This is a genomic window from Arthrobacter sp. Y3223164 (genome assembly GCF_059091005.1).
The window spans coordinates 1-11,827 of sequence record NZ_JBNHGF010000056.1 but is presented as its reverse complement, the minus strand read 5'-3'; the positions used below and the strand labels follow the sequence as shown (position 1 = coordinate 11,827).

General features: G+C 67.4%; 11 protein-coding genes, 1 tRNA gene and 1 pseudogene. 6 read left to right on the top strand and 7 right to left on the bottom strand.

The window, feature by feature from the left end:
• Both AC5RUJ_RS05250 and AC5RUJ_RS05245 read right to left on the bottom strand, forming a co-directional pair.
• A pseudogene (locus tag AC5RUJ_RS05250) lies at positions 1 to 249 on the bottom strand (hypothetical protein); the annotation flags it as partial.
• Positions 250 to 844: 595 nt separating this feature from the next.
• Complete coding sequence (locus AC5RUJ_RS05245) at positions 845 to 1,393, bottom strand: dihydrofolate reductase family protein (RefSeq protein WP_494128214.1); 549 nt, start codon at positions 1,391 to 1,393, stop codon at positions 845 to 847.
• Between the two features lie 138 nt (positions 1,394 to 1,531).
• Here AC5RUJ_RS05245 and AC5RUJ_RS05240 point away from each other — a divergent pair, with 138 nt between their 5' ends.
• The gene (locus tag AC5RUJ_RS05240) at positions 1,532 to 1,891 is read left to right on the top strand and encodes a nuclear transport factor 2 family protein (protein ID WP_494128213.1); all 360 of its coding nucleotides are present in this window, start codon (positions 1,532 to 1,534) and stop codon (positions 1,889 to 1,891) included.
• Positions 1,892 to 1,956: 65 nt separating this feature from the next.
• On the top strand, positions 1,957 to 2,577 hold the full coding sequence (locus tag AC5RUJ_RS05235) for an L-threonylcarbamoyladenylate synthase (protein WP_494128212.1): 621 nt from the start codon (positions 1,957 to 1,959) through the stop codon (positions 2,575 to 2,577).
• A 51-nt stretch (positions 2,578 to 2,628) separates the two neighbouring features.
• Here the strand turns inward: AC5RUJ_RS05235 and ligD (AC5RUJ_RS05230) are convergent, their stop codons facing one another.
• On the bottom strand, positions 2,629 to 3,651 hold the full coding sequence (gene ligD / locus AC5RUJ_RS05230) for a non-homologous end-joining DNA ligase (protein ID WP_494128211.1): 1,023 nt from the start codon (positions 3,649 to 3,651) through the stop codon (positions 2,629 to 2,631).
• 50 nt (positions 3,652 to 3,701) lie between these two features.
• On the opposite strand from ligD (AC5RUJ_RS05230), the gene AC5RUJ_RS05225 reads away from it, so the two are divergent.
• The gene (locus tag AC5RUJ_RS05225) at positions 3,702 to 4,376 is read left to right on the top strand and encodes an alpha/beta hydrolase family protein (protein ID WP_494128210.1); all 675 of its coding nucleotides are present in this window, start codon (positions 3,702 to 3,704) and stop codon (positions 4,374 to 4,376) included.
• Positions 4,377 to 4,451: 75 nt separating this feature from the next.
• Here the strand turns inward: AC5RUJ_RS05225 and AC5RUJ_RS05220 are convergent, their stop codons facing one another.
• On the bottom strand, positions 4,452 to 4,883 hold the full coding sequence (locus AC5RUJ_RS05220; protein WP_494128209.1) for a YybH family protein: 432 nt from the start codon (positions 4,881 to 4,883) through the stop codon (positions 4,452 to 4,454).
• Positions 4,884 to 5,089: 206 nt separating this feature from the next.
• Between AC5RUJ_RS05220 and AC5RUJ_RS05215 the strand changes: the two genes are divergently transcribed.
• A complete protein-coding gene (locus AC5RUJ_RS05215; RefSeq protein ID WP_494128208.1) occupies positions 5,090 to 5,542 on the top strand; it encodes an SRPBCC family protein in 453 nt (150 codons plus the stop codon).
• Between the two features lie 23 nt (positions 5,543 to 5,565).
• Here AC5RUJ_RS05215 and AC5RUJ_RS05210 read toward each other — a convergent pair whose 3' ends face one another.
• Entirely contained in the window at positions 5,566 to 7,743 is a 2,178-nt protein-coding gene (locus AC5RUJ_RS05210) for an elongation factor G-like protein EF-G2 (RefSeq protein WP_494128207.1), read from the bottom strand.
• 180 nt (positions 7,744 to 7,923) lie between these two features.
• On the opposite strand from AC5RUJ_RS05210, the gene ligD (AC5RUJ_RS05205) reads away from it, so the two are divergent.
• On the top strand, positions 7,924 to 9,168 hold the full coding sequence (gene ligD, locus AC5RUJ_RS05205) for a non-homologous end-joining DNA ligase (RefSeq protein ID WP_494013890.1): 1,245 nt from the start codon (positions 7,924 to 7,926) through the stop codon (positions 9,166 to 9,168).
• A 127-nt stretch (positions 9,169 to 9,295) separates the two neighbouring features.
• Here ligD (AC5RUJ_RS05205) and AC5RUJ_RS05200 read toward each other — a convergent pair.
• Positions 9,296 to 9,376: transfer RNA gene (locus AC5RUJ_RS05200), tRNA-Leu, on the bottom strand.
• A 137-nt stretch (positions 9,377 to 9,513) separates the two neighbouring features.
• Between AC5RUJ_RS05200 and AC5RUJ_RS05195 the strand changes: the two genes are divergently transcribed.
• The gene (locus tag AC5RUJ_RS05195; RefSeq protein WP_493977830.1) at positions 9,514 to 10,107 is read left to right on the top strand and encodes an ANTAR domain-containing response regulator; all 594 of its coding nucleotides are present in this window, start codon (positions 9,514 to 9,516) and stop codon (positions 10,105 to 10,107) included.
• Between the two features lie 105 nt (positions 10,108 to 10,212).
• Here AC5RUJ_RS05195 and pyk read toward each other — a convergent pair whose 3' ends face one another.
• The gene (pyk, locus tag AC5RUJ_RS05190) at positions 10,213 to 11,697 is read right to left on the bottom strand and encodes a pyruvate kinase (RefSeq protein ID WP_494023165.1); all 1,485 of its coding nucleotides are present in this window, start codon (positions 11,695 to 11,697) and stop codon (positions 10,213 to 10,215) included.
• Positions 11,698 to 11,827 lie beyond the last annotated feature (130 nt).

Here is an 11,827-nt window from a genome sequence, read left to right as displayed (position 1 = left end):
TTTCGGGATCCCGGCGCAGGCACGGCGGGCACGCACCGATTCCTCCAGCGCGACCTGCACCCTGGCCTGCGCGGCCGCGGCGGCAGCCTTCAAACCCTCCAACGCCGTCAGCTCCTCCACCAACTCCCGCTCCGACGCACCCAGATCAATGCCCTCGAGGGCAACGGCCGCAGCGCGAACAGCGGCAGAATCCAGCGGTGCCGAGGCCGGTCCGGGCTCCCGCCTCGAACCGCTGCCGGCAGGTGACACCGGGGCGGCCGGGGTTGTGACAGACGGGGTTTCGGCAGGAGATGCTGCGGCGTCCCGGGTTGCGGCAGACGACGTTACGGCAGACCGGGCTGGGGCAGACGGGTCTCCGACAGGTCCTGCAGCAGGCGATGCTGCGGCGGGAGGATCGGGTACGGCCGGATCAAACATCTCAGCGTCTCAATCTTCAGCATGCATACTGCATGGCCTCGACTACGAGCGGTCACGAACCCTGCACGGATCCGCAGACGCCGCCGGCAAACCCACAACCCGGCGGCCAACGATGGTGCTCAACTGCTACTGAAAACAGGCTATCCGCCGCCACTGACAGTTTCGGGCGATGCAGAAATTCCCCGCTGAAAGCCGCGGATGAGTGGTATCGGGCCGTGAGTCTGGATAGTCGAGCAGGGACACAGGCGATGCAGGAACGCAGGAGGACGCTATTGAGGAAGGCGAGGCCTGAGCCCCTTGGTCAATATCGGAAGACTAAGGCGGACTGCGGAGGCTGAGGGACCTAAGCGGGCGCACCGCGGACGCCTGACAGCAGGCAGTGGCCATGCAAAAGAGGACCGCGCGGGGGCCCCGCGCAGGCGCGAAGCTAGACCGCCACCGGATTTAGGTCGTAGTGCATCTCTACCAAGTCGCCCAAGGTGCGGCTGCCGCGCAGCCGGGCCGGCGCCGTCGTGCTGGTAACGGGTAGCAGCGGTTGTCCTCCGCCCAGCATTACCGGTACCAACGTCAGGATGAGTTCGTCCAGCAGGCCGGCCGACGCATACTGCGCGGCAAGTTGACCGCCGCCGACCAGCCACACATCTTTCTCGCCGGCGTCGGCGCAGATGTCGTCGTGGAAGATACCCACGTCACCTCGCACAAACGTGATGTCTGCTCCGGGGATGCCTGGCAGTTCGTGATGCGTGAAAACCCAGGTGGGTGTTGAGCCGTAGGGCCATGCCTCCGGTGCCTCTTCCAGCACGAACTTGTACGTCTCTGAGCCCATGACGATGGACCCTATGCGCTGCATGAAGGTTTCGAAGCTGTCCTGGACGCCGGCGGCGTCGTTGAATTGCGTGAGCCAGTCGAGCTTGTTGCTGCGGTCGGCGATATACCCATCCACCGAGCTGCCGACGTAGTAGATAGTCCGGGCCATGGGCCCCATGCTAGCCAGCGGGTTCAACCAGCGGAAGCGTGGCATGCGGCCCGCGGGAAAGACGGGGTTATCGGTCCGCACGCGGCCGGTGGGGATGCCGGGGTTGTCGGCCTGCGGCCGCCACTGTACAACGGTGGGATGGAGGGGAAGACGGCGGCATGGATCACCGCTTACCGGCAGGCGTGGGAAACCAATGACCCGGATCAGATCGGAGCCCTGTTTACCGACGACGCCGAGTACCGGCCGGAGCCGTGGACGGACCCGTGGCGTGGCCGGGACAGCATCGTCCAGCAGTGGCTGGCCCGCAAGGATGAGCCCGGCGCGGCGACCTTCGAGTGGCACGAAGTCGCCGTGACCGACGACGTCTCCGTGGTGGAGGGAACGACTGCCTACCGGGACGGACGCACCTACAGCAATCTGTGGGTGATCCGGTTGAACGGCGAAGGCCGGGCAACCCACTTCAGCGAGTGGTGGATGGACCAGTCGGTCCCTTCCTGAGACCGACGCCCGGACAGGATGCTCCGCTCATGCATCAACCGCGCCCGTGGCCGTAAGCTCGGGGAATGGCGAGATACTTCGACGTACACCCCCAGGATCCCCAGCCGCGGTCGATCGGCCAGATTGTTGACCTTGTCCGGTCGGACGCGCTGATCGTGTACCCGACCGACTCTTGTTATGCCTTCGGTGCGCAGCTGGGCAACAAGGACGCCCTGGAACGGATCCGGACCATTCGCCGGCTCGACAACAAGCACCACTTCACCTTGGTCTGCAAGGACTTTGCCCAGCTGGGCCAGTTCGTGCATGTCGACAACAAGGTTTTCCGCAGCATCAAGGCCGTGACGCCGGGAAGCTACACCTTCATTCTGCCGGCCACCGCGGAGGTTCCCCGCCGGCTGATGCATCCGAAGAAGAAGACCGTGGGCGTCCGCATTCCGGCGAACAACGTCGCGCAGGCGATCCTGGCGGAGCTGGGCGAGCCGCTGCTCTCCAGCACGCTGCTGCTGCCGGACGAGGAGGAACCGCTGACCCAGGGCTGGGAGATCAAGGACCGGCTCGACCACGTGGTGGACGCCGTGGTGGATGGCGGCGACTGCGGGTCCGAGCCCTCCACGGTCGTCGACTATTCCGGTGGCACTGCGGAAGTGGTCCGTTACGGGGCCGGCGACCCGTCTAGGTTCGAATAGGGGCCAGGGGCGGCAGTCGCCGAGGGCGGTCTCCATCAGGTTGGCGGGCCGCTAGTCCTTTTTGCGCGCCCGGCTGGGCTGCACCCGCGGCGGCTCGCCCGGCATCTTCGGATAGTCGGGCGGGAAGGGCATCTCCCCCAAGCCCGCGGCGAGGTCGCGTTCCCACCACTGGAGCAGGACGTCGATCTTGCCCGGCTCATCATGCATGCGGGCCCACGGGTCGCCGGTTGTCTTCAACCTGTCCGGAACCGTGGAGATCGTGAAGTTCTTCGGGTCGGCCGTTTCGAGTTCGTCCCATGCGATGGGGCAGGACACCGCCGCGTTCGGCAGGGCCCGCGGGCTGTAGGCACCCGCCATGGTCCGGTCGCGGTTGGCCTGGTTGAAGTCCACGAAGATCCGCTCCCCGCGCTCCTCCTTCCACCACGACGTCGTCACCTGTTTCGGCATCCGCCGCTCGATCTCCCGCGCCGCGGCGATGACGGCGTGGCGCACGTCCAGGAATTCGTGCGTCGGCTCGATCGGCGCGAACATGTGCAGCCCGCGGTTTCCGGAGGTCTTGATGAACGCGTTGAGTCCGGCCTCCGCCAGCACCGACCGCAGTTCGATCGCCACCGGGATGGCGTCGTCGAACGAGGTCCCCGGCTGCGGGTCCAGGTCGATGCGCAGCTGGTCCGGGTTGTCGGAGTTCCCCGCGCGCGAGGGCCACGGGTGGAATACCACGGTGTTCATCTGCACCGCCCACACCGCCGCGGCGGGCTCGTCGAGGACCAGTTGCGGGTGCGACCGGGCGCTCGGATACACCACCATCACCGACCGCACGAACTCGGGCGCACCCTTGGGCGGATTCTTGGAGAAGAACTGCTCGCCGTCGATCCCGTTCGAAAACCGTTGCAACGACACCGGCCGGTCGCCGTTGGCGCGGACGAAGGCCTCGCCAACCTCCGCGATGTAGCGCGCCAGATCCAGTTTGGTGATCCCGAGTTCGGGCCACATCACCCGGCTCGGGCTGGAAATGCGCACCTCGCGCTCGCCGTGCGGTCCGTCGACCGTCAGCGTTGTCTGTTCGCTGGCCATGGAAACACCTAAACACACACACTCGCTTCTGGCGAGGGCATGATGGGAGCATGCCTATCACCGAGTCCCCCGTGACCATCGACGTCGGCGACACCACCGTCTCCGGTGTCTACGCCCGACCCGAGTCCCCCTTCGCCACGCTGGTGGTGGCCCACGGGGCCGGCGCGGGCATGGACCACCCGTTCCTGTCCGGTTTCACCCGCGCCTTGAACGACGACGGCGTAGCCACCTTGCGCTTCAACTTCCCCTACCGGGAGGCCGGCGGGAAGTTTCCGGACCGCCCGCCGGCTGCCATCGTGGCGTGGCGTTCGGCCATGCGGGAAGCGGCAGCGCGGTCCGAAGGTGAACCGCTGTGGGCGGCCGGCAAATCCTTCGGCGGCCGCATGGCCTCGATGGCCGTGGCGGAGGGAATGCCGGCCGCCGGCCTCGTGTACTTGGGCTATCCGCTGCACCCGCCGGGGAAACCGGACAAGCTGCGCGACGAGCACCTGTATGGCCTCACGCTGCCCATGCTGTTCCTGCAGGGCACCCGCGATACCTTCGCAACCCCGGAACTGCTCGAATCCGTCGTCGCACGCATCGGCCCGAATGCCGTGCTCGCCTGGCAGGAAGGCGGCGACCATTCCTTCGACGTCAAGGGCCGGAAACGAGGGGCGGCGGAGATTGGGGCATCGCTCGCCGGCCCTGCTGCCGAATTCCTCCGCTCGAGGGTCAGCGGCGCCTGACCGCCGGCCGGCTGCCGGCCAGTGCCCGACGATGGAGTCGAGGGCCCGCGGCGCCTGCCGCCGGCCGGCTGCCGGCTACTGTTCGACGATCGAGTCGATGGTCCGCGGGGAGGTGATGGGATCGGCGTGACGGTGGATGATCTTCCACGTGCTGTCCTCCAGCCGGAATATCGTCGTGACCCGCAGCGAGATTGGGGACGCCGCATCGGACACGCTGACCTTCACCCGGGTCCGCTCTATTTCGACGATGTAGGCCAGCTCCGTCGCGACGTAGGTCGAAATCCGTTCAAACCGGATCGGCTCGCCCTCCCTGAAATGCGATACCGCCCGGTCCATGGCCGCCTCGACCTCCGCCCAGCCACGGGCAGGCGGACCCAGCGGATTGGCAAGCGTGACCTCCTCCTGCCGCGAAAACAGGTCCTTCGCCAAATCGGGGTTTCCCTGGACGAACGCGTCCAGCGCGCGGTGGTAACGCTCGGCAACAAGTTCTAGATCGGGCCCTGGCATGATTCCTCCAGCCGCTGCCTCCCGCCGCGGCCGTGCGGCCGGGGCGCGAATACAGCCATGCTCCCACCGGCATCAGGGGATGTCCATGACCGGTTCGACCCCCATGCAGGGCTCCTGCCCGGGGGCCGGACCGCTGGACTACGATGGTCGGGCAAGGGGTCCGCGCGCCTCCGGCTGCGGGTCCGTGCCGAAAGGGGCCGCGTCCGATGAACGAGCAACCCGGCGGTTTCGTGCTGGAGCTGAAGGTGGTCCTGGCCGCGCCGAGCGACATGGTTTTCCGCATGCTGACGGAGGCGGGTGAGTTGGCCACATGGTGGGGTCCCGAAGGTTTCACAACACCCGAGGCCGTGCTCGACGCCAGGCCGGGCGGCACCTACCGGCTGACGATGAAACCACCCGACGGCCCGCCCTTCCACCTCGCCGGCGAGTTTCTCGAAATCGTCCCTCCACGCCGCCTCGCCTACACCTTCCGGTGGGAGGAGCCCGCGCCCGATGACCGCGAAACCGTCGTCACGCTCTCGCTCGAACCCTCGGAGGGCGGCACCCGCCTCGCCCTCCGGCAGGGCGGGTTCGCCACCGAGGAACGTCTCGACCTGCACCGGGCCGGCTGGACGGACGCCCTGGGGAAACTCGCCCGCGTCCTCCGCTCCGGCGGGTGACCGGCCCGTTCCAACCGAAGACCTTACCGTTGCCCCACCCCGCTCGCCGCTGCCGAAGGAACCGGGTCGTGCCGCAGGTAGGCGCGCCGGAAACGCCCGGTGCCGCCGGTCAGGGCACGAAGATCGATGGCGTAGCGCAGCAATTCCTGGTCCGGGACTTCGGCACTGATTTCGGTGAGGTCCCCGCCGGCCGAATCCGATCCGGTCAGGCGTCCGCGCCGGGCGGACAGGTCGCTCATCACACTTCCCACGTAGTCGTCGGGCACCGTGATCGTCACGGCGGAGACCGGCTCCAGCAACTGGATGCGCGCCGCCGCAGCGGCTTCCCGCAAGGCCAGGGCACCCGCGGATTGGAAGGCCGCGTCGGAGGAATCGACGCTGTGGGTCTTGCCGCCGACCAGCGTCACGCGGATGTCGACGACGGGGAACCCGGCGGAGACGCCTTTTTCCATCTGCGCCCGGACACCCTTCTCGACGGACGCGATGTAGGGCCCCGGGATGATGCCGCCGACGATCTTGTCCACGAATTCAAATCCGGAGCCCCGCGGAAGCGGTTCCACCTCGATCTCGCAGATGGCGAATTGGCCGTGCCCGCCAGACTGCTTGACGTAGCGTCCGCGTCCGGTGGCCCCGGCCGCGAACGTTTCCCGCAGGGGCGTGACGACGTCGACCGTTTGCACATTCACGCCCTGCCCGCGCAGCCGGTCGAGCACCACCTCGGCGTGCGACTCGCCCATGCACCACAGGATCAATTGGTGGGTCTCCACATGCCGCTCCACCCGCAGGGTCGGGTCGCCCGCGGCCACCTTGGCCAGGCTTTTCGCCAGGGCGGCCTCGTCGTTGCGCGTGGCAGCCTCCACCGCGACGGGCAACAGCGGTTCCGGCATCTCCCACGGTTGGATGAGCATCGGCTGCTCCCGCGACGACACCGTGTCCCCGGTCTCGGCGGTGCCGATCTTCGTCAACGCGCAGATGTCGCCGGCGATGCACCAGGACACCGACCGCAGGGTCGAGGCGAGCGGGGCGTGCAGATGCGTTACCCGTTCGTCGCTGTCGTGGTCGGCGTGGCCCCGGTCGGCGAGCCCGTGTCCGGACACGTGGATGGCGGAGTCGTCCCGCAGGGTGCCCGAAAAGATCCGGACCAGGGAGACCCGGCCTAGGAACGGGTCCGTGGTCGTGCGGATCACTTCGCCGGCGAGCGCTCCCTCGGGATCGCAGCGCAGCGGGGTGCTGCGCGAACCGTAGAGTCCCGTCACCGCCGGCAGCGGGCGCTCGAGCGGGGACGGGAATGCGCGCTGGAGCATGTCCAGCAGTTCCGCGATCCCCAGCCCGGTTTCCGAGGAGGTGGCCAGCACCGGGTAGAAGAATCCGCGCGCGACGGCGGTCTCCAGATCGGAGAACAGCACATCGAGGCCGATTTCCTCGCCGCCGAGATAGCGGTCCATCAGGGACTCGTCCTCGCTCTCGGCGATGATGCCTTCGATCAGGGCGCTGCGGGCCTCCTCGGCTCCCGCGAGCTCCCCGGCGTCCGCGGGACGGACGTGGGGCTTGCGTTCCCCGGCACTGTAGTCCGATACGGTGCCGGACAGCAGTGCGTGCAGCCCCGTCAGGTCCGCCCCGCTCCGCACCGGCAGGTACAGCGGCTGCACGGACTCGCCGAAGGCGCGGCGGCAGCCGGCCAGCGCCGCTTCGAAGTCGGCCCGCGGGTGGTCCAGCCGGCTGATGGCCACCGCCCTCGGCATCCCGACGCTCTCGCATTCGCCCCACAGCGCGGTGGTCGCGGCATCGATCCCGTCCACGGCGGACACGACGAACAGGGCGGCGTCGGCGGCACGAAGACCGGCCCGCAGCTCGCCGGTGAAGTCCGAATAGCCCGGAGTGTCCAAGAGGTTGATTTTGACGTCGTCGAACATCACGGGAAGGACGGAGAGCACGACGGAACGCTGCTGGCGGATCTCGGAGGGATCCGAGTCGCTGACGGTGGTGCCGTCGACGATCGAACCCATCCGGTTCGTGGCCCCCGCCGCCAGCAAGAGTGCCTCCGCGAGCATCGTCTTCCCGGCACCGGAGTGGCCCACCAACGCCACGTTGCGGATCTGCTCCGGCCGGGACACCGTTGCCGCGGCGGAGACCTCCGCCCGGCGCAGATCCGCGCTCCGTCCAGAACCCTTCGCCAACCCGTTGGCCGATTTCCCCGACATGAGCGCCTCCTGGCGTCGTAGGCAGCCTCGTCCCCGCACACCCGCGTGCTGTTAACAGATTCGACACCCAGAAGGGGTACACCGGCAAGGGTTGGACCGCATCCCTGTGCAAACAAGACCAGGCCGGGCTGCCGCGCAGCTGGTCTGGTTGGGACATCCGATCGTTGCTAGCGTGGCGGAATGAACCCGTCGAAGGCCCCAGCCGAGATCCTTAACATTGCCGGCAGCGAGGTTCGCATCTCGAGTCCGGACAAGGTGGTGTTCCCACAACCCGGGCTGACGAAGCTCGACCTGGTTCGCTACTACCTTGCCGTCGCGGATGGTGCACTGCGCGGCGCCGGCGGCCGCCCAATGGTGCTCAAGCGCTTCCCGAAGGGCATCGATGCTGAGCCATTCTTTCAGAAGCGCGTGCCTGAAAACCACCCTGACTTCATCCACACGACAACGCTGCACTATGCGTCGGGGACATCAGCCGAAGAGGCCGTCCTTAGGGATGCTGCGGGCCTAGCGTGGGTCGTGAATCTTGGATGCCTGGACCTCAACCCGCACCCCGTGCGCGCCGAGGACCTCGAGCACCCCGACGAGCTGCGGGTCGACCTCGATCCGATGCCGGGAGTCGACTGGTCGCAGATCGTCGACGTCGCCTGCGTCGCACGGGAAGTGCTCAACGACGTGGGACTGGTGGGTTGGCCGAAGACGAGTGGGTCGCGGGGACTCCACATCCTTGTGCGCATCGCGCCTCAATGGTCGTACCGCCACGTGCGGCTCGCCGCAGAGACCCTCGCTCGCGAGGTCGAAAACCGCGCTCCCGGCCTCGCCACCGCACGGTGGTGGAAGGAGGAGCGCGGCGAGAGTGTGTTCGTCGACTTCAACCAGAACGCCAAAGACCGCACCGTGGCTTCCGCGTACTCGATCCGGCCCCTGCCCGACGCCCGGGTTTCGACGCCGCTCACATGGGACGAGGTCACCTCCGCCCGGCCGGAACAGTTCACTGTGCGCTCGGTGCTCGAGCGCTTCGCCGACGTGGGCGACCCTCACGCCGGCATCGATGACGCGGTCGGCACCCTCGACGGGCTCCTCGCCTTGGCGGCCGAGCTCGGCCCCGCCGAGAAACCGCCGGGCGGCGGCGACGGCTCCGGCCGCCGGAAGTCGATGATGCCGCTCATTGAAGTGGCCCGAACCAAGACCAAGCCCGAGGCGTACGCGGCGCTCGATGAGTGGAAGACTCGGCATGCGGACGTCGTCCCGGCCCTGCAACCGGCTGATGTGCTCGTCGACGGAATGCGCGGATCAAGCTCGCTCTGGTACAGGGTGCGAGTGAACTTGCAGCACGTCCCCGTAACGAAGCGGCCGCCGCAGGAGGAGCTCATCAGCGACTACGACCCATGGGCCGGCAAGGACTGGCCGGGGCGCCCGGGGTCCTAACCCACTGACCAAAAACCGGAAGCGCACAAAGCCAACGGAACAGCCGGTGTCTGCAACCCCCGAAGGGGCCCACAAGTCAACATTTGTCCACTACCAGAGACCTACATGCCTCCGCACAGTAAAAACGTGCCCGAGGTGGGATTCGAACCCACACGAGTTTCCCCGCCGCATTTTGAGTGCGGTGCGTCTGCCATTCCGCCACTCGGGCCTGCATCGGTCGCGAAGCCGGTCTCCAACTGTGAAAACCGTCATGCTGCCCGGTGCGCGAATCTACTCTACATGCCGATAGGCTATTTCACGGAACCGACGCCATGCCAATGGCAACGCAACACTCTAGGAGCGCCAGTGTCTGAACAAACCGAGTCTGTCCCCGCTCGCCGCGTCGTCGTCGCGGAGGACGAGACACTGATCCGCCTGGATATCGTCGAAATTTTGAGGGGCGAGGGCTACGACGTCGTTGGCGAAGCCGACAACGGCGAAAAGGCCGTGGAACTCGCCCAGGAACTAAAGCCGGACCTGGTCCTCATGGATGTGAAGATGCCCGTGATGGACGGCATCTCGGCCGCGGAGCAGATCGTCAAGGCACGCATCGCCCCGGTGGTGCTGCTGACCGCGTTCAGCCAGAAAGAGCTCGTGGAGCGCGCCCGCGACGCCGGTGCCATGGCGTACGTGGTGAAGCCCTTCACGCCGGCGGACCTGATCCCGGCCATCGAGATCGCGCTCTCCCGCCACGAAGAGATCGCCGCCCTGGAGTCCGAGGTGTCCGACCTGCAGGAGCAGTTCGAGACCCGGAAGCTGGTGGAGCGGGCCAAGAGCCTGCTCATCACCAAGATGGGCCTGACCGAGCCGGAAGCGTTCCGCTGGATCCAGAAGACGTCGATGGACCGCCGGCTGAGCATGCGCGAAGTCGCCGAGACCATCATCAACCAGGTGAACTAAGGCAACGCGAACGGCCAACCCAGTTGGCGAAACTAGACTACGGGAACGGCCTCCGGAATGATCCGGAGGCCGTTCTGTTGTCCGCGGACTGCGCCGGCCCTTCGCCTACGACGTCGGCCAGGGGCCGACCCGCTCGGGCCGGGGGTGCGGCTGGCCGTCCAGCAGCTCGCCGGCATCCGCCAGGTCGCCTACCCGGTGCACCTTCAGGGAGTTGGTGGAACCGGCCTTGCCCGGGGGCGAACCGGCGGCGATGACGACCAGGTCATCAATCTCCACCAGCCCGCGCTCGTAGAGGATCCGGTCCACCTGGGCGGTCATATGATCCGTGTGCTCGACGAACTCCACGACCAGCGGCTGGATGCCCCAGGTCAGCGACAGCACGTTCAGGGTGGACTGGAGCGGGGTGAACGCGAAGACCGGCCGCCCCGGGCGCAGCCGGCTGAGCCGGCGGGCCGAGTCGCCCGACTGGGTGAACGTACAGATGTACTTGGCGTCGAGCTGGTCGGCGATCTGTACGGCCGCCCGGGTGATGGCGCCGCCGCGGGTCTTCGGCTGGCTGCCCAGCGGCTGGATGCGGTCCAGCCCGTGCTGCTCGGTGGACTCGATGATCCGGGCCATGGTCCGGACCGTCTCCAACGGGTACTTGCCCACGCTGGTTTCGCCCGAGAGCATGACCGCGTCCGCACCGTCCAGCACGGCGTTGGCGCAGTCCGATGCCTCGGCCCGGGTGGGCCGCGGGTTGTCGATCATTGATTCGAGCACCTGGGTGGCCACGATCACCGGTTTCGCCCAGCGGCGGGCGAGTTCGACGGCGCGCTTCTGCACCAGCGGCACGTCCTCCAGCGGCAACTCCACGCCCAGGTCGCCGCGGGCGATCATGATGGCGTCGAACGCGTCGATGATCTCTTCGATGGCGTCCACGGCCTGCGGCTTCTCGATCTTGGCGATGACCGGGGCGCGGCGTCCCTCCTCGTCCATAATCTCGTGGACCCGCCGGACGTCGCCGGCGTTGCGCACGAAGGACAGGGCCACCATGTCGACGCCGGTCTTGAGCGCCCAGCGCAGGTCTTCCTCGTCCTTCTCGCTCAGGGCCGGGACGTTGACCGCGACGCCGGGCAGGTTGATGCCCTTGTTATTGGACACCGCACCCGCCACGGTGACTTCCGTGACCACCTTGACGTCGTCGACCTCGATGGCCTTCAGCGCCACCTTGCCGTCGTCGATCAGCAGGGAGTCGCCCACGTTGACGTCGCCCGGCAGGCCCTTGTGCGTGGTTGAGCATTGCTCGGCGGTTCCCTCCACGTCCTCCGTGGTGATCGTGAAGCGGTCCCCCACCGCGAGGTGGTGGGGGCCGTTCACGAAGCGCCCCAGGCGGATCTTGGGGCCCTGCAGGTCGGCGAAGATGCCCACCGGCTTGGACAGTTCGGCCGACGCCTTGCGGACGTTGTCGTAGGTCTGCTGATGCACGCGGTAGTCGCCGTGGCTCATGTTCATTCGGGCCACGTCCACGCCCGCCTGGAGGACGGCCAAGGTGCTCTCATAACTGGCGATGGCTGGGCCGAAGGTTGCAACGATTTTTGCGCGTCTCATATACCTACCCTAATCAGAATGCGGCCATCGCGCAGGCGGGCCGCCGCTAGGGCAGCACCGCGATCGCACGGTCTTGCGGGGCCACCGGTGCAGGCAGCCGCGTGGTACCGGTCAGCCACCGGTCGACGGC